Source organism: Marinilactibacillus kalidii (assembly GCF_017599325.1).
In the GTDB taxonomy this organism is placed as follows: Bacteria; Bacillota; Bacilli; order Lactobacillales; family Carnobacteriaceae_A; genus Marinilactibacillus; species Marinilactibacillus kalidii.
Map to the genome: position 1 here is coordinate 12,247 of NZ_JAGFVM010000003.1, position 24,176 is coordinate 36,422.

Here is a 24,176-nt window from a genome sequence, read left to right on the forward strand (position 1 = left end):
TCAGTCTGAATAAACTTTAGGATATAGTTCATGAACCAAGCTATTCAAGAGAGATTCTTGCAAAGGTGAAAAAGAATCATAGCACATCATCAACTGCTCCCTAATGGATTGTATGAGAAATCATGCCGTTTCTTGGCGTTAACAAGACTAAAGAGGTAATGACAGACTGAATAGAGTCATTGCAAACAAGGTGGTACCGCGCGTAGACGTCCTTGTAGCAATGAACTCTATTCAGTTTTTTTGTTGAAAAATTTATGAGATTGAAAGGATTGATCACTTTGAAAAAAGTAAATAGTGCCGAATTAAGACAACTGTATCTTGATTTTTTTGAAGAAAAAAATCATAAAATTGAAAAAAGTGCATCACTTGTTCCGATTGAAGACCCCTCACTACTTTGGGTGAACTCAGGTGTAGCAACCATGAAAAAATATTTTGATGGTACCGTAAAACCGAGTAACCCTAGAATCGCAAGTTCTCAAAAAAGTATTCGTACGAATGATATTGAGAATGTTGGAAGAACAGCAAGACACCATACATTATTTGAAATGCTTGGGAATTTTTCTATCGGAGATTATTTCAAGAAAGAAGCCATTCAATGGGCTTGGGAATTTTTGACTGATGAAAAGTGGATGGCTATGGATCCAGAGAAACTTTACGTTACTGTCTATCCGGAAGATAAAGAAGCACATAAAATCTGGAGAGACGAAGTAGGGCTAAGTGAAGATCATATTGTTGAAGAAGAGGGAAACTTCTGGGACATCGGAGAAGGCCCGTGTGGTCCGAACTCAGAGATCTTTTATGACAGAGGCCCTGAATATAATGATTTGACAGAAGATGATCCTGAGAGTTACCCAGGTGGAGAAAATGAAAGATGGTTAGAGATCTGGAATTTAGTTTTTTCACAATTCAACCATAAACCAGATAATACCTATGATCCTCTTCCAAATAAAAACATTGATACGGGCATGGGTCTTGAAAGAATGTTGTCAGTTATTCAAGATGTACCGACTAATTTTGAAACAGACCTGTTTATGCCAATCATTGAGCAAGTAGAAGAAATCTCTGGAAAACATTATCTTGAAGCACCAGAAAAAGGTATGAGTTTCAAAGTGATCGCTGATCATGTACGTGCAATTACTTTCGCTATTGGAGACGGTGCTTTGCCTTCTAATGAAGGCCGTGGCTATGTCTTAAGAAGATTATTAAGACGTGCAATCATGCATGGACGTAAGCTTGGAATTGAAAAACCATTCTTAGCGCAACTGGTTCCAGTGGTTGGAGACATCATGAAAGCACATTACCCTGAAGTAACTGAAAAAGAAGATTTTATAGCTAAAGTTATTCTAAATGAAGAAGAACGATTCCATGAAACACTTGCTGAAGGCTTAGGTAGATTGAATGAAATAACTGAGCAAATTGTTAGTGATAAAGGTACTGTGATTAATGGTTCAGATGCCTTCCAATTATATGATACATTTGGTTTTCCGATTGAATTAACAGAAGAGGTTGCGAGCGAAAAAGGATTAACAGTTGATCTTGATGGTTTCCAAGTTGAAATGGAAAAACAAAGAGAACGTGCGCGCTCTGCTCGTAGCGATGAAGGTTCAATGTCAGTCCAAAGTGATCTTTTAACAGCATTAGACAAAGAGAGTGAATTTATTGGGTATGGACAAGTTGTAGCGGATGGAACACTTGAAACGATTCTTTCAGATGAATCATTTAAACAGTCCATTGAAAAAGGTCAAGTAGCGAAATTGATTTTTGATGAGACACCTTTCTATGCTGAAAAAGGTGGACAAATTGGAGATACTGGCGTTATTAAAGACGAAAATGGAGAAGTCGTCGCGAATATTACGGGTGTGAAATCCGCTCCTGCTGGACAACCATTGCATGAAGCTGAAATTGTTGGGACGCTAAAAACTGGCCAAAGCTATAGCCTGGAAGTGCATCGCAGTCGTCGCCATTTAATTGAAAGAAATCATACGGCAACGCACTTGTTGCACCAAGCACTTAAAGATGTTCTGGGAGATCACGCTAACCAAGCAGGGTCACTTGTAACGCCTGAGCAGTTGCGATTCGACTTTACTCACTTTGGACAAGTGACACCAGAAGAGTTGAAAAATATGGAAGAAATCGTGAATCAAAAAATATTTGCATCTATTCCTGTTTCAACAGTTGTGACATCTATTGAAGAAGCTAAAAAATTAGGCGCAATGGCGTTGTTTGGCGAAAAATATGGTGATAAAGTACGTGTTGTCATGATTGGAGAATATTCTAAAGAATTTTGTGGTGGGACGCATGTCTCAAATACATCAGACATCGGTTTATTTAAAATCATATCTGAATCAGGTATTGGTGCTGGAACAAGAAGAATTATCGCAAAAACGAGTGAAGGTTACTATAGATGGATGGAAAATCAATTAGCATTACTTCAAGATACAAGCGGGCTTGTTAAAGCACAGACAATTGAAGAAGTGCCTAATAAAGTATCACAATTGTTAGCTGATTTAAAATCAGTAAATCAAGAAAACGAATCGTTAAATGCTAAACTAGCAAACGCGCAAGCGGATGATGTTTTCAAACAAATAGAGGAAGTATCAGGCACAACCTATATCGCGCAAGAAGTTCAAGTTAAAGATATGAACCAATTGCGTCAGTTAGCAGATAAATGGAAACAGGAAGCTTTTTCTGATGTACTGGTATTAGGATTGAAAAATGACGATAAAGTAAATCTAATTGTATCGATGAGCGATCGAGCAATAAAAGCTGGATTGAAAGCTGGAGATTTGATTAAAGCTATTGCACCGAAAGTTGGCGGCGGCGGCGGTGGTCGTCCGGATATGGCGCAAGCTGGTGGAAAGAATCCAGAAGGTTTAGCAGATGCGTTAGCGTCTGTCAGCGATTGGATTTCTGAAAAACAATAATTTCCTAAATGAGAAGAAGTAAGTGAGGTCCCTTATTATATAAAGTTTTCTTCTAGGGACCTGACAATACTTGAAAAGATAAAAGAATAAACCGCGTGAAAGGTCATTGTGCTTTCTACTAATTTCTTGTAAAATAATAACACATAAGCTTTATCCAAAGACAAAATTAAAGACTTTGCTTATGAAGTACGGAGGGAGATCAATGACTTCAAACGATCATACAGTACGCTTTAGTGTAGATAATAATCAAGAACACAATGTAGAAGATACACTCAAAATGGTGTATAAGGCACTTGAAGAGAAAGGGTATAATCCAATTAATCAAATCGTGGGTTATTTACTTTCTGGAGATCCAGCTTATATACCAAGACACAACGATGCTAGAAATCTGATCAAGCGACATGAAAGAGATGAGATTTTAGAAGAGTTAATGACAAAGTATCTGGAAAGTGATAAATAAGCATGCGTATAATGGGATTAGATGTCGGTTCTAGAACGATCGGCATTGCTGTGAGTGATCCACTGGGTTGGACAGCACAAGGGATAGAAATCATCAAAATCAATGAAGATAAAGGTGATTATGGTATTGAACGCATGAAAGAACTGGCTACGACGTATGAAGTCGAGCGATTCATTGTAGGCTTACCAAAAAATATGGATAGTTCGATAGGTCCGAGGGCAGAAGCGTCATTTCAATATGGTAAACTACTTGAAGAGACCTTTGGACTTCCAGTAGAATATCAAGACGAGCGTCTGACGACAATGCAAGCCAATCGTATGTTGATTGAAGAAGGAAATGCGTCTCGAAAAAAACGAAAGCAAGTAATCGATAAGCTAGCAGCAGTGATGATTCTGCAAGGCTATCTAGATCGACTAGCAAACAACTAATACTAAGGAGATGTTAAAAAATGGCACACGACCATAACCACGACCATGACCACGAACACGAACATGACCACGAACACGAACATGAACACGGTCACGAACATATTACACTGATTGATGAAGAGGGTAATGAAGAATTATTCGAAATTTTATTTACGTTTGATTCGGATGATTTTGAAAAATCATATGTACTTGTATACCCAGCAGGCACAAACGAAGGGGAAGAAGTAGAATTATCTGCTTTCTCCTATACAGAAGCTGACGGTGGACTTGAAGGAACATTGAGTTCTATCGATTCTGATGAAGAATGGGAAATGATTGAAGAAGTCCTAAATACTTTCATCGAAGAAGAAGACGAAGAAGCATAATAAATAAGAAAATAGCCATGAGAAATGATTAGTATGATTTCACATGGCTATTTTACTATATACATATGTAGTTACTGAAAATCTCATTAAAGATTTCCAGTAAAACGGAACGATTAGAAAATAACCTTTAATCTAAAGTGTGTATTGTGTATAATAAAACAGATATAAACATTTTGAAAAGGAATGGGTCAAATATGCCAGACCAGGAGTCAACACATACTGTACGTAAAATCGTACTGAGTATTGTAGCAATTCTGATCGTGTTACTTATCGTATTGGGCTTTTCGAGTTATCACTACTATACTTCTTCTCTAGAACCTTTAGATCCAGATAGTAATGAAGAGATACCTGTTGAAATTCCTATTGGTTCGTCCCGAACAGATATTGCCAGAATATTGGAAGAAAAAGGTATCATAAATAGTGCCTTTGTGTTTAATTATCATCTTAGATTTAATGGTGAGCAAGGATTTCAGGCAGGATATTACCTGTTTTCTCCAGCGCTGTCTTCTGACGAAATCGTTCAGAGTTTAAAAGAAGGCGGATCTCCAATAACTGAAGAATCAGCGGGTAGACTAACGATACCTGAAGGGTATACGGTTGAACAAATTGCTGTTGTGATGGATGATCAAACTGACTTTACTGAAGACGAGTTTTTCGATCTGATCAAAAGTGAATCATTTTTGAAAGAAAAGGTAGATGAGTTTCCTGATTTATTGACCAGTGCTTATGAGGCTAGGGAAGAAACGATCTATGCGTTAGAAGGATATTTATATCCGGCAACTTATGAGTTTAACGATGATACAACACTGGAGGAAGTTGTTACACAAATGATCTCCAGAATGGATCAAGTTATGGAACCTTATTATGCAGATATTCAAGACAAAGAGACGACCGTTCACGCTATCTTGACAATGGCATCTTTCATTGAAAGAGAAGGGATAACGTTTGAAGACCGAGAGATTATCTCTGGTGTATTTTATAATCGATTAGCGATTGATATGCCTTTGCAAACGGATGTCAGTGTGACATATGCGCTTGGTGAACATCAAGAGAGGATTACTTATGATGATCTTGAAACGGATTCTCCATACAATCTTTATCAGCATAGAGGCTTAGGGCCGGGACCGGTAAATAGTCCAGCAGAAGATTCTATTAAAGCGAGTGTCAATCCAGCTGAGACAGACTATTATTACTTTATTGCTGATCTATCTACAAAAGAAGTATACTTTTCTGAAACGTACCAGCAACATTTAGAATTACAAAATGAATTAAATTAAAGCATTGAGCCTTAATGGCTCAGTGCTTTTATTGAGAAAATCGAATCAACTCTGTCGTATGAGTGTTCACTTGAGAGGAAAATTAAATATGAAGAAAACTAAACCAATTGTAATAGGCGTAACAGGTGGATCAGGAAGCGGTAAAACGAGTGTAAGTCAGGCGATTTATAATCATTTCCCAGGGCGTTCTATTATGATGTTAGAACAAGATTCTTATTATAAAAACCAGGATCATCTTGAATTTGAAGAAAGATTAAATACAAATTATGATCATCCATTTGCATTTGACATAGATTTACTCATTCAACATTTAAATAAATTAGTGAATTACGAAAAGATTGAAAAGCCTGTTTACGATTATACTAAGCACACTAGAAGCGATGAAATTGTCGTGCAAGACCCTAAAGAAGTTATCATCCTTGAAGGGATTCTTATTCTTGAAGATGCTCGGTTAAGAGACATGATGGACATTAAAGTTTACGTGGATACGGATGATGATATTAGAATTATTCGAAGAATTAAACGCGATATTGAAGAACGTGCACGAACATTAGACCATGTAATCGAGCAATATCTTACAGTAGTCAAACCAATGCATACACAATTTATTGAACCGACTAAAAAACATGCAGACATCATCATACCTGAAGGTGGAAGAAATCAAGTTGCCATAGATTTAATGACGACAAAAATTGATACGATTTTCAAAAACCGTTCTCTTTAATTGAAAAATGCTTGTTATTTATTTCATAAAAAAACGCTTTACAAGATGTTAAGTTCGTGGTATCTTGATTCCATTGAGATTCTGATCTCGTGTTTGAATCGATATAGCAAAGTATAGTATACTAATCAGAATACATGTTTGATCAGGTTTATAACGAAATATATTATGGGGTGAAGCACGTGATGACAGAAAAAGTATATCCAATGACTTTAGAAGGTAAAGAAAATTTGGAGAAAGAATTAGAAGAATTAAAAACAGTAAAAAGAAAAGAAGTTGTAGAGCGTATCAAGATTGCGCGTGGTTTTGGTGATTTATCCGAGAACTCTGAGTATGAATCAGCAAAAGATGAACAAGCATTTATCGAAGGACGAATCAGCACTGTTGAGAACATGTTAGCAAATGCTGAAATTATCGATAATTCTAAAGCTAAGACAGATGAAGTTTCTCTTGGACGTTCTGTAATCTTTAAAGAATTACCAGATGGCATCGATGAAGAGTATACAATCGTTGGAAAAGCAGAAGCAGATCCATTTTCTGGAAAAATTTCTAATGAATCTCCTATCGCCCAAGCGCTTCTTGGTAAAAAAGTAGGGGAAAAGGTCGAAATCAGTACACCAGGTGGTTCGATGACTGTCCAAATCACGAAAGTATTTTAATAGAAAACTTATCAAGGAACAAAAGACAATAATCTTTTGTTCCTTTTTTTAATAACTCATACTTAAGGCTGATTTTTCTCAAACAGTAGTGCGGTAAGTACGATTATCGATTATACTATAGATACAATCAATCTTAAGGGGTATGTAAAATGAATCGTCCACTATTTAAATTAGTTATGGGCCTACTAGGAATATGGCTTTTATATGATATTTTTTCAAGTGCTTCTATACTTGTTTTGTTTGGATTAGGAATCATATTGATGGTATTTCCTGAAAAACTATTTAAAACGAGTCATAAGCAAGGAAATATATTTTGGCTGGGCCTAATACTGTTTGTATTGTCCATCCTTTTTACATCTGCAGCGTGGGTGATTTTAATCGTACTATTAATTTTTAAATTCGGTGAAGATCATAAGATGTTTAAAACGGTTAAAGATCCTTTGACAAAAAAACAGCCTAAATGGAGAGAAAAAGATTACGTTTCTGTTCAATTTAAAGAAGATCAAGAAGAGACACTTCAATTGCATAGAAAGAAATGGTTTGGCGACGATTCGATAGGATACGATATTTACGAGTGGAACGATATTAATTTTTCTAAAGCAATGGGAGATACAGTCATAGACTTAGGAAATACGATCCTTCCAAAACAAGAAAATATTGTCATGATCCGTAAAGGACTTGGCGATACAAAATTGCTTATACCAGAAGAAGTTGGCGTATCTTTAGATCTTTCATTGTTGATTGGAAAAGTGCGAATTGGTGAAGACCTGTTGGACTTGAAGAATGAAACGCTTAAATGGCAATCACCCGCTTATCAGGAAAGTTCTAGAAAAATAAAAGTAGTACTCAATGCCTTGATAGGAGAAGTTGAGGTGATTTTTATATGAAACAAAATGCCAAAGAATTTGCCAAATACTTCTTCTTGTTTTTCGCCATGATTTTTTTGTTCACCTTATTTATATGTTTTACTTACACAAATGAAGAATGGTTTTATATGATTTTTCAGTATACTTTTTCAGGATTCCCACTTATTATTTACCTAATTTCTTTTTCAGTTTTTTTAACCTTTACGATGCTAGCTTATATGAAATCATTTGAGAGAAAAAAGTTAAAAAAAGTAGAAGAAGGGTTGAAAATGATGTCTAAAGGACATTATTCAGCTTCAATTTTTCTAGATATGTACTCTTTGGATACCCCTTTACAAGTGAATAAAGAAATTGATAGACAGTTTATAAAATTACATGAAAAACTGATGCGGATGGCAGAAGAAGCGATTATAGCAAGTCAAAGATCCACTCAGATGAGTAATGAAACTAAAATTGAGATCTTAGAAAATGAGCGGCATCGTATTGCGCGTGAGTTGCACGATTCTGTTAGTCAACAGTTGTTTGCAGCTTCTATGATGTTGAGTGCTGTAAATCAACAGTCTGATGAACTGGATGAAAAATTTAGTATACAACTTAACTTAATTGAAAAAATCATCAATGATTCTCAGACAGAAATGCGCGCATTGCTACTGCATTTGAGACCGGTTAAATTAGATGGAAAAACGCTTAAACAAGGTGTTGAACAATTGCTGAAAGAATTATGTACAAAAATTAATACAGATATACGCTTTGAAATAGAAGATATTCGATTGGCTCATGGTGTGGAAGATCACTTATTTAGAATTGTTCAGGAGTTACTGTCTAATGTGCTAAGACATGCCAAAGCAGATGAATTGGAAGTTTATCTAAAAAGAGCACATGAAACAGTATTGCTTAGAATGATTGATGATGGTGTAGGATTTGATATGAACAAGAAAAAATCGGGTAGTTATGGATTGGAAAATATCAGAGAAAGAATTAATGGAATTGGTGGAGATGTGAAAATAATCTCTTTCCCTGAAAAAGGTACGAGTATTGAAATCAGCATACCAATTGTAGCAGGAGGAGAAAAATGATACGACTATTGTTAATTGATGATCACCAAATGGTTAGGTTAGGGTTATCATCCTATTTTTCAATTCAAGATGATATGACTGTTATTGGAGAAGCCGAAGATGGTCTTAAAGGTTACGAGATTGCATTGGAAGAAAAACCAGATATTATTTTAATGGATTTAGTGATGGAAGTAATGGATGGTATAGAGTCTACACAAAAAATTCTTGAAGAATGGCCAGAAGCAAAAATTATTATCCTAACAAGTTTTATAGATGATGAAAAAGTGTTTCCTGCCATGGAAGCTGGAGCATCAGGTTATCTTCTTAAAACATCTTCAGCTAAAGAAATAGCAGAAGCTATTCGTTCTACATATAATGGAGATCCGTATTTTGAGACAGAAGTTACTGAGAAACTAATCGAACACGAAAATAGTAAAGAACAAATTATCTTGCATGACGAATTAACTAATCGAGAAAAAGAAGTACTTCAGCTGATTTCACAAGGTTATTCTAATCAAGAAATTGCAGATGCATTATTTATCACATTGAAAACAGTTAAAACACATGTATCCAATATTTTATCTAAACTTCAAGTTGATGACCGGACTCAAGCGGCTATCTACGCCTTTAGACATGATTTAGTCGAATAAGAGTAGCATCAGCTTTTAAGAAAATAGACAAAAAACGCCAATTAGCATGAGCTAATTGGCGTTTTTTTATTATTTAGTTAAAATTACAGGCAAGATGATCGGTTTACGTTCTGTTTCAGCAAATAAGAACTGTTTGATATCTTCAATCAAGTCATTACGCATTTTATATTCGTTGACTTGTTTGAATTCAAATGAACGTTGGATACTCTCGAAAGCAACTTTTTGAGCACTTTGGATCAGTTTTTCAGACTCTCTCATGTAAATGAAACCACGAGAGATGATATCTGGTCCAGCCAAGACTGTACGCTTCTCAGTATCAATCGTTGCAACGACGACGACAAGACCATTATCTGAAAGTAATTTACGGTCTTTCAATACAACATTACCGATGTCACCAATACCAGATCCATCTATATAAACGTCTTGTGCGTTAAATTCACCAGCACGTCTAGCAGAGTCTTCGGTGAAAGCGACAATTTGACCATTATCAAGAATAAAACAATGATCTTCTGGAACACCTGTCTTCTGAGCTAATCCAGCGTGGATTCTTTGCATGCGGTGTTCACCGTGAATCGGTACGAAGAATTTTGGTTTCATCAAACGTAACATCAATTTTTGTTCTTCTTGTCCACCGTGTCCTGAAGTATGGACGTTATTGACTTTACCGTGGATAACATTTGCGCCAGCTTCTAATAGTTGGTTAATTACTCGATTAACGCTCACTGTATTACCAGGAATGGGTGAGCTTGAAAAGACCACTGAATCTCCAGGTTGAATCGTAATTTGGCGGTGTGTACCGTTGGCTACGCGACTTAAAGCGGCCATTGGTTCTCCTTGAGAACCTGTACATAAAATGAGGACTTCATTATCTTTATAGCGTTTCAGTTCATTTGGATGAATGAACGTACCTTCCTCAGCTTCGATATAACCTAGCTCTTGACCAGTTTCTAGAGAGGTTACCATGCTACGACCGAATACAGCGATTTTTCGACCTGTTTCATTAGCTGCTTTAACAACTTGTTGAACACGAGAAATATTCGATGCAAAGGTAGCGAATATAATTCTACCATCAATTTTTTTCAATAAACTTTGAATGGATTCTCCGACAACTTGTTCTGATTTGGTGAAGTTTGGAACTTCAGCATTTGTACTATCAGATAAGAGCGCTAGTACGCCTTCTTCACCAATTTTAGCCATTTTATGCAAATCTGCAGGTTCTCCAACAGGTGTGAAATCAAATTTGAAATCTCCTGTCTGAACAATATTACCGTTAGGTGTTTTTACAACAATACCGTAAGATTCAGGAACACTATGAGTCGTACGGAAGAATGATACAGAAGTTTTTCTGAATTTAATAACAGTATCTTCGTTGATCTCATTCAGCTCAGCAGAACGTAATAATTGATGCTCGTTTAATTTATTACGAATAAGTGCCAGCGCAAGTTTACCTGCATAAATCGGGATATTCAGTTGTTTTAGCAAGAAAGGAATACCACCTACGTGATCTTCATGACCATGGGTGATAAAAAGTCCTTGGATTTTATCTTTATTTTCAATGATGTATGAGTAATCAGGTATAACATAGTCAATACCTAGTAGATCATCTTCTGGGAATTTAATACCTGCATCAATCAGGATGATTTCATCCTGGAATTGAACACCATATGTGTTTTTACCAATTTCATTTAAGCCACCTAAAGCGAAAATTGCCGCTTCATTGTTTTTAATATTCGGTTTCATCATAAATCTCCTTTTAAAATTGTTTTCATTCAGATTGTATAGTTAGCGTTCATCCTATTCAGAACAAACTAATACAGCAAAGACTCGAATCTCCGTCTTTTTGTATAATATGAAAAAAAGCCACTTGGATGAGTGTCAATCATGACTTGGCTCGAATTTTCATTTTTCACTTTTAATATCCGTCCGATGAATTGGCCTATTTCAGCCAATGATTAGTATAATTTTACCATACTAGTATCAATAAGTATAGAAGAAGCGAATGACTGAAAATTACATTCTTACTAAACCACACTTATATAAAGAGATTTAATTAAATACATCAATTTACGGTTGTATGGAATGGATTACACGGGGTACACTAAGACTGTAAATAAAATCAGCATTTGATTAGGAGATTAACAATGAATAAAAAAATGATTTTTTTCGATATAGATGGCACCTTATTGACTGATGAAAAAACGATATTAGAAAGTACTAGAGAAGCGATTGCTACTTTACAAAAAAATGGTCATGAAGTTGCTATTGCGACAGGACGAAACGCTTTAATGGCTAAAGAATTGATAGATGAATTGAACATTCCTAATTATATCGTGTGTAATGGTGCAGCGGGATTCTTTCATCATGAGGAAATTTATGCTAACCCGTTAAATAAAGAAGCGATTGATCGACTGATCAATATTGCAGACAAACATAATCACCAAATCATTTACGAAACAGCAACAGATCTTAAAAGACGTAGCGAAACGATTAATGATGAAGTTGCTTTAGGAATGAAGCATGTAGGGTTTCCAGTTCCTGAAGTAAACCATCACTTCCATGAAAAAGAAACACTAACACAGATGTTGATTTTTTATACAGAGGAAGATAAACACTTATATGAAAATGGACAATTTCCTGAATTTAGATTTGTTAGATGGTACGAAGCAGGCATGGATATTTTACCTGCAGATGGTTCGAAGTATGAAACGATTGCCAAATTGACCTCGATGAAAGGTTTTGAAAAACAAGATGTCATTGCATTCGGTGATGGATTAAATGACTATGAAATGATTGCCAATGTGGGTCTAGGCATTGCGATGGGTAATGGAGAAACGATTGTGAAAGAAGTGGCGGATATGGTCACTGCTACGAATAATGAAGATGGTATTTTCAAAGCTTTAAAAGAATTAAAGTTGATTTGATTCTTTTTCACTAATTGAAGATACATTGCTGAAATAACTAATTTTTTCTGGATACACTTTGCTAAAAACATTCATGTTTTAGGATATTGCAACTAGGATAACCTTTAGATATAATTAAAGTTAAATCAACAATCGATATAACGGATTATAAAATGATAAATAGAATGATTTAGGAAGGGAGATGTTCATGGAAAAAAAGAAAACGATAAGCAAAACACTTGATAACCAACTCTCTCAAATTGAGAAATATTGGATGTTGGTAGGATTCAGCTTGTTTTTGATCGGGGTATCTTTTTTACTCGATTCACCTTCGGAAATTTTCAAAGGGCAAGGGATCATTTTAACGACTGCTTCCAATCTAACCACTGATTATTTTGAACTGACGAGTGTGGGAGCAACTTTCTTTAATTCGGGTATTCTCACGCTACACGCACTGGTGTTGATTAAGTTAACTAAAGCTGAAATCAATGGACCGTTGATTGCAGCGATATTCACAGTTGCTGCCTTTTCTTTTTTCGGGAAAAATCTATATAACTCTACGCCAATCGTTATAGGTGCCTTTACATATGCATGGGCCACAAAGGTGCCGACAGAAAAGTCGCTACTAGCAGCACTGTTTGGTACGGCCTTGGGACCGATTGTCAATGAAATCACTTTTAATATTGGACTACCTTTTGGATATGGACTGTTGATGGGATGTAGTGCTGGATTTATCGTTGGCTTTATTCTGCCGCCTTTGGCCCATCATTTTGTCGCATTCACTAAAGGATTCAGCCTATATAATATCGGGTTTACAAGCGGTGTAATCGGAACGATTGCTACATCCATCTTAAGAGCGATGGGCGTCAACATAGAGCCTGTCTCTATGATTTCTCAAGGGAATAATACACCGATGTCACTGGTTTTTTTTCCACTATTCGCTGGTATGCTACTTTATGGGGTATATCTAAACGGTTGGTCCTTTAAAGGATACAACCGCCTATTAAGAAATTCGGGTCAACTTTCCACTGATTTCATCAAAAGAAATGGGTTTAGCTTGACCTTGATTAACATGGCTGGTTTAGGATTTATTTCTCTCTTCTTTGTCTTGATTTTAGGGGGAGAACTCAATGGCCCTGTTATTGGCGGTGTGTTGACTGTGGTAGGATTTGGTGCATTTGGTAAACATATAAAAAACGTTATTCCTGTTTTGATTGGTGTAACGCTTATCGGTTATATTAATCATTATGATATGAGTGATACATCTGTGATTATGGCTGGTTTATTTGGGACGACAATTGCGCCTATAGCAGGTCGCTATGGGACGTTGATGGGGATAGTGGCTGGTGGACTACACTTGACTGTAGTCAGCAATACTAGTTATTTGCACGGAGGCATCAATTTGTACAATAATGGATTTGCGGGCGGATTTGTCGCAGCGATGATGATTCCATTATTAGAGGCTGTCCATTATCATAGAGAACAAAGAAGAGAACTCAGAGAACCCATTGATCCTGCTGAATCAATCGAGGTTAAAAAATAAAAGCTGAACACGATGTTTGAAGTCAGACAAATTGTCTACTTGATAACATCGCGTTCAGCTTTTTTTATGGTCTTAATTGGCCCCTAAAATATCTATACCATCTGGAAGTGCCAATGGATTTTCGGGATCGATTCTATCGTAAAACATGACGCCATTCAAATGATCGATTTCATGTTGAACAACAATTGCTGGAAAACCACGCAATCTTTCTTTATGACTATGACCATTTAGATCAACGTATTCAACAGTAATTCGTTTGTGCCGCGGCACAAACCCTTCTACTTCTCTATCGACGGATAAACAACCTTCTCCATCAGGAAGGCAAGTTTGTTGCACAGAGTGACTGATAATCCGGGGATTAACCATAATCACGCTGTATTCAGGCTCATCATCTTCTTCATCTTGAGAGGGAAGATGTACAGCGAGAAGTTGTTTTGAAACATTCACTTGTGGAGCAGCAATACCCACGCCTGCTCTAAGTGCGTGTCTTTCAGCAATCTCTGGATCTTGGCTATTAATGAGAAACTGTAGCATTTCTTCGCCAAGCTGTTTCATTTCTTCTGGCACAGGTATCGTAATCGCTTCAGCAATCTCGCGTAAAGTAGGATGACCTTCGCGGATAACATCGTCCATTGTAATCAATAGTAAGCACTCCTTGTATATTAAATTCTACTATTATACTATTCAACTTCATAAGTTTATCAGGTTTAATCCAGAAATGCACGTTTAGATAAGCATTCCTTAGGGGATTTTAAAGCATAATAAATAAAATCAGATAGTGAAATTAGTCACAACTTATTATTTAATAGCATGTTGAAAAACACAGTTTTCATTTATAGGTATATTATATAACAGTTCAAAAGACTGTATTACTATTTTTTTTGATTACTGCATAGGACCATCATTTTTTGATAGATACACACCGAAAGTGTTTTACTTCACAATTAGTGCTGCAACCTTATTCTATCAATGTTTTAGAGCTTGTTCCGAAACTTTAATGCTTGCAAAATAAGGAGATGCGTGGTAAATTTAACAAGGAATCGAGAAAAATGATACAGTTATTTTCAGCTGTTTCAACTAATAAAACTTTTAATTAAAAGAGAGGAATGGGTAGTCTATGGCAAAGCAACCAGTTGATTACGAAGCATTACTAAGTTCAATCGAAGCTTCGTTTCCGATGGTTCAGATTCTTGATAAAGATGGTAAGGTCGTAAATGAAGACATTATGCCTGATTTATCAGATGACGAGTTAGTAGAATTAATGGAAAGAATGGTGTGGTCACGTGTGTTACATGATCGCTCTATGGCATTAGCACGTCAAGGACGTCTAGGTTTTTACGCGCCAACTATGGGACAAGAAGCTTCTCAATTAGCAAGTCACTTCGCATTCAAAAAACAAGATTGGCTATATCCAGGTTACCGTGATGTTCCACAATTGATTCAACACGGTTTACCATTATCAAAAGCATTCTTGTGGTCAAGAGGTAATGTTGAAGGAAATAATTACCCAGAAGACCTTAACGCAATTCCACCTCAAATCATCATTGGAGCGCAATACATCCAAGCGATGGGTAATGCAGTTGGACAAAAATTCTCTGGTAAACAAGATGAAGTTACGTTCACTTACACTGGTGATGGTGGTTCTTCACAAGGTGATGTTTATGAAGGTATGAACTTTGCTGGACGTTACAAAGCGCCTGTCGTTTTCTACATCCAAAACAATGGCTATGCTATCTCTACACCACGTGAAAAACAATCTGCAGCAAATGCACTAGCTCAAAAAGCAGCAGCAGCAGGAATTCCTGGTATCCAAGTTGACGGAATGGATCCGTTAGCAGTATACGCTGTATCTAAACAAGCACGTGACTGGGCAGCGGCTGGTAATGGTCCTGTTCTTATTGAAACGATTACTTCACGTTTCGGACCTCACTCAACTTCTGGTGATGATCCAACACGTTACCGTGAACAAGAATCATTCGATTACTGGGAACAACGCGATCCACTAATCCGTTTCCGTAACTTCTTAACTGAAAAAGGTCTTTGGACTGAAGAACGTGAAGAAGAATTGATTGAAAAAACTAGAGAAGAAGTTAAACAAGCTGCTAAAGAAGCAGATCAAGCTCCAAAAATGAAAGTCTCTAAATTCTTAGAAAGTATGTTTGATGCACCAGGTCAAAACATTACTGAACAGATTGAGAAATACCAAGCAAAGGAGAGTAAATAAGCATGGCGAATCTAACAATGATTCAAGCGATCACTGAAGCTTTAGATCAAGAATTAGCTCGTGATGAAAAAGTCTTGATTTTCGGAGAAGACGTTGGTAAAAACGGAGGAGTATTCCGTGCGACTCAAGGTCTTTTCGATACACATGGTGAAGAAAGAGTAAACGATACGCCTCTTGCTGAGTCAGGTATCGGTGGTATGGCATTTGGTTTAGCTGTACAAGGTTTCCGTCCAGTAATGGAAATTCAATTCTTCGGTTTCGTATTCGAAGTAATGGATTCAGTTGTAGGACAAATCGCTCGTACACGTTACCGTATGGGTGGAAACATGAACATGCCAGTAGTTGTTCGTTCTCCATTCGGTGGAGGAGTTCACACTCCTGAAATGCATGCTGATTCACTTGAAGGATTGATGGCTCAATCTCCTGGATTGAAAGTTGTTATCCCTTCTAACCCTTACGATGCAAAAGGATTATTAACTTCAGCTATTCGTGAAAACGATCCTGTTGTATTCCTTGAGCACATGAAACTATATCGTTCATTCCGTGATGAAGTACCTGAAGAACAGTATACTGTACCAATCGGTAAAGCTGCTGTTGCTAAAGAAGGTTCTGACGTAACGGTTGTAGCTTATGGTTACATGGTTCGTGAAGCACTTAAAGCAGCAGAAAAACTTGAAAAAGATGGCGTTTCTGTAGAAGTAGTAGATCTACGTACAGTTTCACCAATCGATTACGAAACAATCGTTGCATCAGTTGAGAAAACTGGTCGTATGGTTATGGTACAAGAAGCACAGCGTCAAGCAGGTGTTGGTAATACTGTAATCTCTGAAGTTTCTCAACGTTCTGTACTTTCACTTGAAGCACCAATCGGATTCGTATCTGCACCAGACACGATTTATCCATTTGGTCAAGCTGAAAACACTTGGTTACCAAGTGCAGACGATATCACTGAAGCAATCAATACAGCTGTAAACTTTTAATTAAAACACTAAGATCTTTAAGCTAGTAAGCTAACTATTGGTCTTTCAACAAAAGGGGAAAAACTAGTTCAGTATCTCGAGTATCTGTATTGGTTTTTCTTCCTATTGTTGTATGTATTGATTGGCCTAGCTATAAAACAGATGATTGAACAATCATAAACGAGAAGGGAAGAGCGCAAACATGGCTTTTACATTTAAACTCCCTGATGTAGGGGAAGGAATGGCAGAAGGCGAGATCGTCAGCTGGTTAGTTTCTGAAGGAGACACAGTAGAAGAAGGCGACTCAATTGCTGAGATTCAAAATGATAAATCAGTAGAAGAATTAGCATCACCAGTAGATGGAACAATCAAGAAATTCTTAGTTGAACCAGGTACTGTAGCAGCAGTTGGCGATCCAATTGTTGAAATCGATGCTGAAGGACACGAATCTGAGGAATCTGAAGCTTCAGCACCTGCTGAAGAAAAAGCTGAAGAAAAACCAGCTGAAACTAAGTCTGAATCTAAAGGTTCTACAGGTACTTTCACATTCAAACTTCCAGACGTTGGAGAAGGAATGGCAGAAGGCGAGATCGTTAGCTGGTTAGTTTCTGAAGGAGACACAGTAGAAGAAGGCGACTCAATCGCTGAAATCCAAAACGACAAATCAGTAGAAGAACTAGCATCACCAGTAGATGGAACAATCAAGAAATTCTTAGTTGAACCAGGTACTGTAGCAGCAGTTGGCGATCCAATCGTTGAAATCGCTGCTGAGGGACACGAATCTGAAGATTCTTCAGAATCAAGTGCTACTTCAACTGAATCAGCTTCTGAAAAAACAGATGCAGCTGGCTCTGAATCAACAACTTCAGGATCAGTAGTTAAAAATTCCAATCCTAACAAACGTGTTTTGGCTATGCCATCAGTTCGTCAATATGCACGTGAAAAAGATGTTGATATCAGTGCTGTAGAAGCAACTGGTAAAGGCGGACGTACAACTCGTGAAGACATTGATGCATTTGTATCAGGTGGCGGATCTGTTGCGAAATCTGAAGATACTTCATCTTCTAAAGAAGAAGCAACTCAATCTACTTCAGATAATGCTTCATCAGCTTCTAAATCTACAGGATCATCTAAAACTGTTTCAGCTGATGCTAAACCGTTCAAATCTGGTCGTGGAGATCAAGAAACACGCGAGAAAATGAGTACAACTCGTAAAGCAATCGCTAAAGCAATGGTTAACAGCACGTTAACAATTCCTTCAGTAGCATTGTTTGACGAAGTGGACTTCACTAAAGTGATTGCTCACCGTACTAAATTTAAAGCAATCGCAGCTGAAAGAGGAACTAAATTAACATTCTTACCATATGTTGTTAAAGCCTTGATTTCAGTTATGAAAAAATACCCAGCACTAAATGCATCAATTGATGATACTACTGATGAAGTTGTTTACAAAAACTACTTTAACATTGGTATTGCTGCTGATACAGACCAAGGTTTATATGTACCAGTTGTTCAAGATGCGAATACTAAATCAGTATTTGATATCGCTGACGAAATCAATGATTTAGCTGCTAAAGCGCAAGAAGGAAAACTTAAAGGTAGCGATATGTCAGATGGATCAATCTCTATCTCTAATATCGGTTCTGTAAATGGTCAATTCTTCACACCAATTATTAACCACCCAGAAGTGGCTATTTTAGGTGTAGGACGCTCATTCAAGAAACCTATCGTTAACGCTGAAGGTGAAATCGTAGCGGCTCCAATGCTTCCATTGTCACTTGTGTTCGATCACCGTATTATTGATGGTGCGACAGGTCAAGCTGCAATGAACGAATTGAAAAAATTATTGGCAGACCCAGATTTACTATTAATGGAAGGCTAAGGTGAAATTTAAATGGTTGTAGGAGATTTCGCAATTGAGTTAGACACAGTTGTAATCGGTGCTGGACCTGGTGGCTACGTAGCTGCCATCCGCGCTGCTCAAATGGGACAAAAAGTTGCCATTGTAGAAAAAGAATTTATTGGTGGAGTTTGCTTGAACGTTGGATGTATTCCTTCTAAAGCACTAATCTCTGCTGGACACAAATATCAAGATTCATTAGATTCTCAAGCTTTCGGTATTACTACTGAAAACGTAACCCTTGATTTTGCAAAAACTCAAGAATGGAAAAAAACTCAAGTTGTTGACAAATTAACTAAAGGTGTAGAAATGCTCCTTAAAAAGAATAAAGTTGAAATCCTTTATGGAGAAGCTTTCTTCAACGATGAGCATACTTTACGCGTAATGGGTGAAGACAGTGCTCAAACTTATTCATTCAACAATGCGATTATTGCTACTGGTAGCCGTCCTGTACAAATCCCTGGTTTCAAATTCAGCGATCGTGTACTAGATTCTACTGGAGCTTTGAGCCTTACTGAAGTGCCTAAGAAAATGGCAATTGTTGGTGGTGGTTACATCGGTTCTGAATTAGCGGGTGTTTATGCTAACTTAGGTACTGAAATCACTATTCTTGAAGGTCTTCCTTCAATTCTTAATGGTTTTGACAAAGACATGGTTAAATTAGTTGAGAAAAACTTCAAAAACCGTGGCGTTAAAATCGTTACTAAAGCAATGGCTAAAGAAGCCGTTAAAAACGATGATGGTGTAACTGTTAAATATGAAGTTGACGGAAAAGAAGAATCATTAGACGTTGATTATGTATTAGTAACTGTTGGCCGTCGTCCAAATACAGACGAATTAGGTCTAGAACAAGCTGGCGTAAACGTTAGTGATCGTGGCTTGATTGAAGTAGATAACCAAGGACGTTCAAACATCGAAAGCATCTTTGCTATTGGTGACGTTGTTCCTGGTCCTGCACTAGCTCATAAAGCTAGTTATGAAGCTAAAATTGCCGCTGAAGCAATTGCAGGAAAAAAAGTTGCTGTTGATTATCGTGCTTTACCAGCAGTAGCGTTTACTGATCCTGAAATTGCATCTGTTGGTTTAACTGAAGCAGAAGCTAAAGATCAAGGTCTAGATACTAAATCGACTAAATTCACATTCGCTGGAAATGGTCGTGCATTATCTCTTAATGATACTGAAGGTTTCGTACGTTTAGTAACAACTAAAGAAGATAACGTAATCGTCGGAGCTCAAGTTGCTGGACACAGCGCTTCAGATCTAATTGCTGAACTTGGATTAGCAGTGGAAAGTGGTATGAATGCGGAAGATATCGCAATGACTATCCACGGACACCCTTCTCTAGGAGAAGCAGTAATGGATGCAGCAGAAGCTGCTCTAGGATTACCAATCCACATGTAAGAATGAATTAAGACGAATCGAGTGAAGATTTACTTCACTCGATTTTTTCTTTTACATAGGCTCATATCGGTAAAATACCGATATACTTTGATAGAATACTTCAAAACTTATATAATAGAATTAGATAAAAGAAAAGAGGAATCGTGATGTCTGAAATCAATAAGAGAGATCAACTCATTAAGCAGTGGATAAAAGAAACAGCTGAAATGATTGAAGATGCAAAAGAGGAAAGTTTAAAAGTAGAAGAGAAGTCTGCTAGAAATGATCTTGTTACTAACATGGACAAACAAATTGAAGAAGCCCTTACAAATAAAATTAGATCGAATTTTCCTGAAGACCGTATCTGCGGAGAAGAAGGATTTGGAGATAATTTAGAAGATTTAAATGGAACTGTCTGGTTCATTGACCCCATTGACGGTACGCTTAACTTTGTTTTACAACAAGAGAACTTTGCAGTAATGATTGCAGTTTATGAAGAAGGTAAAGGCGTTCAAGGGTATATATATGATGTCACTTCAAAAAAACTTTATCACGGAATAAAAGGACAAGGCGTTTTCTGTAATGATAAACCACTAAGTGCGCCAGAGAATAAAGGTTTATCAGAAGGCTTGATGGCAACGAACAGTCAATTGATGACACAAGATGCATTCAGTGAATACAGAGTGATCGCGGGTAAATCAATGGGAGTCAGAATGTTAGGGTCAGCCGGATTAGAAGTCATTGAATTAATCAAAGGAAATGTGATTGCTTATGTGGCGACTAAACTTAGCCCATGGGACATCGCACCTGGAAAAATCATGCTAGAAGAGTTTGGCTACAAAATCTCTAATTTTTCGGGAGAACCGGTTAATTTATTGAAAACGAACCAAACAATTTTCTCAACAGCACGTGCCTTCGACGAAATTGTGACAAATAAATAAAAATACTTTTAAAAAAGCTTGTTCTTTTCTGAAAATTACTGTTATAATAAGAAGTGGAAAAAAAGGTCCAATGACTTAAGCATTTATTCTTGCGTTGAAGTCACACCAAGAGTGAGTGTTTTTTTTGTGTGAAAATCTAATATAATCTCATTCATGAGAATCATTTAACCTGATCATGATTATCTGGATTTTGAAGATCTGAAGTATAAATTTGATAAAGCCTCACCGTAGTAATTAAGGAGTGAATTGATTAAATGGAATTAAGAAATGATATTCGTAACATTGCAATTATTGCCCACGTCGACCACGGTAAAACGACACTGGTTGATGAACTATTGAAACAATCTGATACATTAGACGCTCGTAACAAGCTTGATGAACGTGCAATGGATTCAAATGATATTGAAAAAGAACGTGGAATCACGATTCTAGCTAAGAACACAGCTGTTAAGTATCAAGATACGCACATTAACATCTTGGATACACCTGGTCACGCCGATTTCGGTGGTGAAGTAGAGCGTATCATGAAAATGGTTGATGGTGTTATTTTGGTAGTGGATGCTTATGAAGGTACGATGCCTCAAACACGTTTCGTATTGAAAAAAGCACTAGAACAAAAATTACGCCCAATCGTTGTTGTAAATAAAATCGATAAACCTACGGCACGTCCTAAAGAAGTATTGGACGAGGTATTAGATCTATTGATTGAATTAGATGCAGACGAAGAACAATTAGAATTTCCAGTTATCTATGCATCAGCATTGAATGGAACAAGTAGTTTCTCTGATAACCCTGATGATCAAAAAGGAACAATGGATCCTGTTTTTGAAACAATCCTTTCTGAAATTCCTGCACCAGTGGACAATAGTGATAAGCCTTTACAATTCCAAGTATCTTTATTGGATTACAACGATTATGTTGGACGTATCGGTATTGGACGTGTTTTCCGTGGTACGATCAAAGTTGGAGATAACGTAACCTTAAGTAAATTAGACGGATCGACTAAAAACTTCCGTGTAACAAAATTATTTGGTTTCTTCGGCTTACAACGTGATGAAATTCAATCAGCAAAAGCTGGTGACTTGATCGCAGTTTCAGGTTTCGAGGATATCTTCGTTGGAGAGACAGTTACACCTGTTGATCACGTAGATCCATTACCAATCTTGCGTATTGATGAGCCAACACTACAAATGACTTTCTTAGTTAATAACTCACCTTTCGCTGGTCGTGAAGGTAAATGGGTTACTTCTAGCAAGTTGAACGAAAGATTGAACATGGAATTACAGACAGACGTTTCTTTAAGAATCGATCCAACTGAATCTCCAGATGCATGGATTGTTTCAGGACGTGGAGAGTTACATTTATCTATCCTGATTGAAAACTTGCGTCGTGAAGGTTATGAGTTACAAGTATCTCGTCCAGAAGTTATCATTCGAGAAATCAATGGTAAAAAACACGAGCCATTTGAACTTGTTCAAATCGATACGCCTGAAGAATATATGGGATCAGTTATCGAGAACCTTGGACAACGTAAAGCTGAAATGAAAGATATGATTCATACTGGAAACGGTCAAGTTCGTTTGATCTTCCTTGCACCTGCTCGTGGATTGATAGGATTTACAAATGAATTCCTTTCAATGACGCGTGGTTATGGTATCTTGAATCATACATTTGATCAATATCTTCCAGTAGTTGCTGGTGGTGCTGGAGAACGTCGTAACGGTGCACTTGTATCTATGGAAAATGGAGCAGCGACAACTTATGGTATCATGAACATTGAAGACCGTGGTGTTATCTTTGTTGAACCGACTACTGAAGTATACGCTGGTATGATCGTTGGTATGCATAACCGTGATAATGATCTTTCTGTTAACGTAACTAGAGAGAAACAGAAAACAAATATCCGTTCTGCAAATAAAGATCAGACAAATGTTATCAAACGTCCTCGTATCATGACGCTTGAAGAATCACTAGAATTCTTAGCTGAAGATGAGTACTGTGAAGTAACACCTGAATCGATTCGTTTACGTAAAAAAATTCTAGACAAAAACTTACGTGAAAAAGCAGGCAAAAAATCTAAATAAGTTTCTCTAAGCCAATAGCATTTGCTATTGGCTTTTTATTTACCATCAGATTGAACGTGCTAATAATAATTCCCTCCTTGTCTAGAAGCGCTTTTATGATATACTATTAGTGACTTAAAGTTAAGGGGGCCTGCAAAGTGGATCATCTGAGAAACGCGCTTGCTAAGGACATACTGATGGAAGATGCGACTAAAATATCTACGTTGATAGAAAACCAGAAACACTTATGTGTGGCTTGTCCTGCTTTTGAAGAGGTCATAGATACCCAAATGTTTGGATTTTCAAAGAAAATTGAATTCGCTACTTCTATGGGAATATTGGAAGAAGAAGAAGGCCATCTAATGTTAAGTGAGTTAGAAAAACACTTAAATGACCTAATAAATGAAGCGTATGATGAATGAAAGGGTTAATCAAACTAGATAAATAAAAAATCCTCTCATATAGAGTGGATTTTTTTGTTATAATGAATGAAATTGCATGGATCAAGGAGAGAGACAAATGTTAGAGTCCCAAAATGAAAGGACAAGTCTTGTTGTATGGGTTTATACAACAAAGTATATTAATAAATTAAAACGTTATGGGTTAGTCCATTACGTATCAAAAAAAATGAATTATGCTATCTTGTATATTGATAAAAAAGACAAAGAATCTGTTCAACAAAATCTTACAAAACAACACTTTGTTAAAAAAGTTGAAGAATCTCACCAATGTGATATGCCGAAAACGTTTGACGGTGTACTAGATGAAGTTAGAGTACTGGCTGCACAAAGAATCAAAGAAGAAGAAAGTAAAGAAATATCAATCTTCAATCAACTTTCTTCTGGTTGGAACTGAGGAATC

General features: G+C 36.9%; 22 protein-coding genes. 20 read left to right on the forward strand and 2 right to left on the reverse strand.

Annotated elements, in window-relative coordinates; translation table 11 throughout:
• The first annotated feature begins 278 nt into the window (after positions 1 to 278).
• From alaS to J5J05_RS00360, 10 genes are all read left to right on the forward strand, one after another.
• Entirely contained in the window at positions 279 to 2,924 is a 2,646-nt protein-coding gene (gene alaS, locus J5J05_RS00315) for an alanine--tRNA ligase (protein ID WP_208558665.1), read from the forward strand.
• 202 nt (positions 2,925 to 3,126) lie between these two features.
• A complete protein-coding gene (locus J5J05_RS00320; RefSeq protein ID WP_208558666.1) occupies positions 3,127 to 3,384 on the forward strand; it encodes an IreB family regulatory phosphoprotein in 258 nt (85 codons plus the stop codon).
• Positions 3,385 to 3,386: 2 nt separating this feature from the next.
• Positions 3,387 to 3,812, forward strand: a complete 426-nt coding sequence (ruvX, locus tag J5J05_RS00325; RefSeq protein ID WP_208558667.1) for a Holliday junction resolvase RuvX — start codon at positions 3,387 to 3,389, stop codon at positions 3,810 to 3,812.
• 20 nt (positions 3,813 to 3,832) lie between these two features.
• Positions 3,833 to 4,177 carry a DUF1292 domain-containing protein gene (locus J5J05_RS00330; protein WP_208558668.1) on the forward strand — a complete coding sequence of 115 codons (345 nt, stop codon included), beginning with the start codon at positions 3,833 to 3,835 and terminating at the stop codon, positions 4,175 to 4,177.
• Positions 4,178 to 4,371: 194 nt separating this feature from the next.
• Complete coding sequence (mltG, locus tag J5J05_RS00335) at positions 4,372 to 5,454, forward strand: endolytic transglycosylase MltG (protein WP_208558669.1); 1,083 nt, start codon at positions 4,372 to 4,374, stop codon at positions 5,452 to 5,454.
• 88 nt (positions 5,455 to 5,542) lie between these two features.
• Positions 5,543 to 6,178 (forward strand): uridine kinase, encoded by a 636-nt coding sequence (udk, locus tag J5J05_RS00340; protein ID WP_208558670.1) that lies wholly within the window; start codon positions 5,543 to 5,545, stop codon positions 6,176 to 6,178.
• Between the two features lie 182 nt (positions 6,179 to 6,360).
• Positions 6,361 to 6,834: a transcription elongation factor GreA gene (gene greA, locus J5J05_RS00345; protein ID WP_208558671.1), complete on the forward strand. Its 474-nt coding sequence runs from the start codon at positions 6,361 to 6,363 to the stop codon at positions 6,832 to 6,834.
• 149 nt (positions 6,835 to 6,983) lie between these two features.
• Complete coding sequence (liaF, locus tag J5J05_RS00350) at positions 6,984 to 7,721, forward strand: cell wall-active antibiotics response protein LiaF (RefSeq protein WP_208558672.1); 738 nt, start codon at positions 6,984 to 6,986, stop codon at positions 7,719 to 7,721.
• 197 nt (positions 7,722 to 7,918) lie between these two features.
• Positions 7,919 to 8,776, forward strand: coding sequence for a sensor histidine kinase (locus tag J5J05_RS00355; protein WP_244244540.1), 858 nt, complete (start codon positions 7,919 to 7,921; stop codon positions 8,774 to 8,776).
• Positions 8,773 to 9,405, forward strand: coding sequence for a response regulator transcription factor (locus tag J5J05_RS00360; RefSeq protein ID WP_208558674.1), 633 nt, complete (start codon positions 8,773 to 8,775; stop codon positions 9,403 to 9,405). The genes J5J05_RS00355 and J5J05_RS00360 overlap by 4 nt, the downstream gene beginning before the upstream one ends.
• Before the next feature lie 69 nt (positions 9,406 to 9,474).
• Here J5J05_RS00360 and rnjA read toward each other — a convergent pair whose 3' ends face one another.
• Positions 9,475 to 11,145, reverse strand: coding sequence for a ribonuclease J1 (gene rnjA / locus J5J05_RS00365; RefSeq protein WP_208558675.1), 1,671 nt, complete (start codon positions 11,143 to 11,145; stop codon positions 9,475 to 9,477).
• 401 nt (positions 11,146 to 11,546) lie between these two features.
• On the opposite strand from rnjA, the gene J5J05_RS00370 reads away from it, so the two are divergent.
• Both J5J05_RS00370 and J5J05_RS00375 read left to right on the forward strand, forming a co-directional pair.
• Complete coding sequence (locus tag J5J05_RS00370; protein WP_208558676.1) at positions 11,547 to 12,326, forward strand: Cof-type HAD-IIB family hydrolase; 780 nt, start codon at positions 11,547 to 11,549, stop codon at positions 12,324 to 12,326.
• Between the two features lie 187 nt (positions 12,327 to 12,513).
• Entirely contained in the window at positions 12,514 to 13,848 is a 1,335-nt protein-coding gene (locus J5J05_RS00375; RefSeq protein ID WP_208558677.1) for a DUF1576 domain-containing protein, read from the forward strand.
• A 72-nt stretch (positions 13,849 to 13,920) separates the two neighbouring features.
• Here the strand turns inward: J5J05_RS00375 and def are convergent, their stop codons facing one another.
• Positions 13,921 to 14,490: a peptide deformylase gene (gene def, locus J5J05_RS00380; RefSeq protein ID WP_208558678.1), complete on the reverse strand. Its 570-nt coding sequence runs from the start codon at positions 14,488 to 14,490 to the stop codon at positions 13,921 to 13,923.
• Positions 14,491 to 14,965: 475 nt separating this feature from the next.
• On the opposite strand from def, the gene pdhA reads away from it, so the two are divergent.
• The 8 genes from pdhA to J5J05_RS00420 all read left to right on the forward strand — a co-directional run bounded on the left by pdhA (position 14,966) and on the right by J5J05_RS00420 (position 24,170).
• A complete protein-coding gene (pdhA, locus tag J5J05_RS00385) occupies positions 14,966 to 16,072 on the forward strand; it encodes a pyruvate dehydrogenase (acetyl-transferring) E1 component subunit alpha (protein WP_208558679.1) in 1,107 nt (368 codons plus the stop codon).
• A 2-nt stretch (positions 16,073 to 16,074) separates the two neighbouring features.
• Entirely contained in the window at positions 16,075 to 17,052 is a 978-nt protein-coding gene (locus tag J5J05_RS00390; protein WP_208558680.1) for an alpha-ketoacid dehydrogenase subunit beta, read from the forward strand.
• Positions 17,053 to 17,233: 181 nt separating this feature from the next.
• Positions 17,234 to 18,913: a 2-oxo acid dehydrogenase subunit E2 gene (locus J5J05_RS00395; protein ID WP_208558681.1), complete on the forward strand. Its 1,680-nt coding sequence runs from the start codon at positions 17,234 to 17,236 to the stop codon at positions 18,911 to 18,913.
• A gap of 12 nt (positions 18,914 to 18,925) precedes the next feature.
• The gene (gene lpdA, locus J5J05_RS00400) at positions 18,926 to 20,332 is read left to right on the forward strand and encodes a dihydrolipoyl dehydrogenase (RefSeq protein ID WP_208558682.1); all 1,407 of its coding nucleotides are present in this window, start codon (positions 18,926 to 18,928) and stop codon (positions 20,330 to 20,332) included.
• A gap of 146 nt (positions 20,333 to 20,478) precedes the next feature.
• Complete coding sequence (locus tag J5J05_RS00405) at positions 20,479 to 21,252, forward strand: inositol monophosphatase family protein (RefSeq protein WP_208558683.1); 774 nt, start codon at positions 20,479 to 20,481, stop codon at positions 21,250 to 21,252.
• A gap of 254 nt (positions 21,253 to 21,506) precedes the next feature.
• Positions 21,507 to 23,336: a translational GTPase TypA gene (typA, locus tag J5J05_RS00410; protein WP_208558684.1), complete on the forward strand. Its 1,830-nt coding sequence runs from the start codon at positions 21,507 to 21,509 to the stop codon at positions 23,334 to 23,336.
• A gap of 137 nt (positions 23,337 to 23,473) precedes the next feature.
• On the forward strand, positions 23,474 to 23,737 hold the full coding sequence (locus J5J05_RS00415) for a DUF1507 family protein (RefSeq protein WP_208558685.1): 264 nt from the start codon (positions 23,474 to 23,476) through the stop codon (positions 23,735 to 23,737).
• Positions 23,738 to 23,834: 97 nt separating this feature from the next.
• Complete coding sequence (locus J5J05_RS00420) at positions 23,835 to 24,170, forward strand: YlbG family protein (RefSeq protein WP_208558686.1); 336 nt, start codon at positions 23,835 to 23,837, stop codon at positions 24,168 to 24,170.
• The last annotated feature ends 6 nt before the right edge of the window (positions 24,171 to 24,176 follow it).

What these genes read in the sequence shown, in the direction of transcription:
- greA (WP_208558671.1), top strand. Translation starts at nt 6,361, where the DNA reads ATGACAGAAAAAGTATATCCAATGACTTTAGAAGGTAAAGAAAATTTG.
- J5J05_RS00320 (WP_208558666.1), top strand. Translation starts at nt 3,127, where the DNA reads ATGACTTCAAACGATCATACAGTACGCTTTAGTGTAGATAATAATCAA.
- J5J05_RS00395 (WP_208558681.1), top strand. Translation starts at nt 17,234, where the DNA reads ATGGCTTTTACATTTAAACTCCCTGATGTAGGGGAAGGAATGGCAGAA.
- J5J05_RS00405 (WP_208558683.1), top strand. Translation starts at nt 20,479, where the DNA reads ATGTCTGAAATCAATAAGAGAGATCAACTCATTAAGCAGTGGATAAAA.
- J5J05_RS00375 (WP_208558677.1), top strand. Translation starts at nt 12,514, where the DNA reads ATGGAAAAAAAGAAAACGATAAGCAAAACACTTGATAACCAACTCTCT.
- udk (WP_208558670.1), top strand. Translation starts at nt 5,543, where the DNA reads ATGAAGAAAACTAAACCAATTGTAATAGGCGTAACAGGTGGATCAGGA.
- J5J05_RS00360 (WP_208558674.1), top strand. Translation starts at nt 8,773, where the DNA reads ATGATACGACTATTGTTAATTGATGATCACCAAATGGTTAGGTTAGGG.
- liaF (WP_208558672.1), top strand. Translation starts at nt 6,984, where the DNA reads ATGAATCGTCCACTATTTAAATTAGTTATGGGCCTACTAGGAATATGG.
- mltG (WP_208558669.1), top strand. Translation starts at nt 4,372, where the DNA reads ATGCCAGACCAGGAGTCAACACATACTGTACGTAAAATCGTACTGAGT.
- J5J05_RS00370 (WP_208558676.1), top strand. Translation starts at nt 11,547, where the DNA reads ATGAATAAAAAAATGATTTTTTTCGATATAGATGGCACCTTATTGACT.
- pdhA (WP_208558679.1), top strand. Translation starts at nt 14,966, where the DNA reads ATGGCAAAGCAACCAGTTGATTACGAAGCATTACTAAGTTCAATCGAA.
- J5J05_RS00390 (WP_208558680.1), top strand. Translation starts at nt 16,075, where the DNA reads ATGGCGAATCTAACAATGATTCAAGCGATCACTGAAGCTTTAGATCAA.
- typA (WP_208558684.1), top strand. Translation starts at nt 21,507, where the DNA reads ATGGAATTAAGAAATGATATTCGTAACATTGCAATTATTGCCCACGTC.
- J5J05_RS00330 (WP_208558668.1), top strand. Translation starts at nt 3,833, where the DNA reads ATGGCACACGACCATAACCACGACCATGACCACGAACACGAACATGAC.
- rnjA (WP_208558675.1), bottom strand. Translation starts at nt 11,145, where the DNA reads ATGAAACCGAATATTAAAAACAATGAAGCGGCAATTTTCGCTTTAGGT.
- J5J05_RS00355 (WP_244244540.1), top strand. Translation starts at nt 7,919, where the DNA reads ATGAAATCATTTGAGAGAAAAAAGTTAAAAAAAGTAGAAGAAGGGTTG.
- J5J05_RS00420 (WP_208558686.1), top strand. Translation starts at nt 23,835, where the DNA reads ATGTTAGAGTCCCAAAATGAAAGGACAAGTCTTGTTGTATGGGTTTAT.
- ruvX (WP_208558667.1), top strand. Translation starts at nt 3,387, where the DNA reads ATGCGTATAATGGGATTAGATGTCGGTTCTAGAACGATCGGCATTGCT.
- lpdA (WP_208558682.1), top strand. Translation starts at nt 18,926, where the DNA reads ATGGTTGTAGGAGATTTCGCAATTGAGTTAGACACAGTTGTAATCGGT.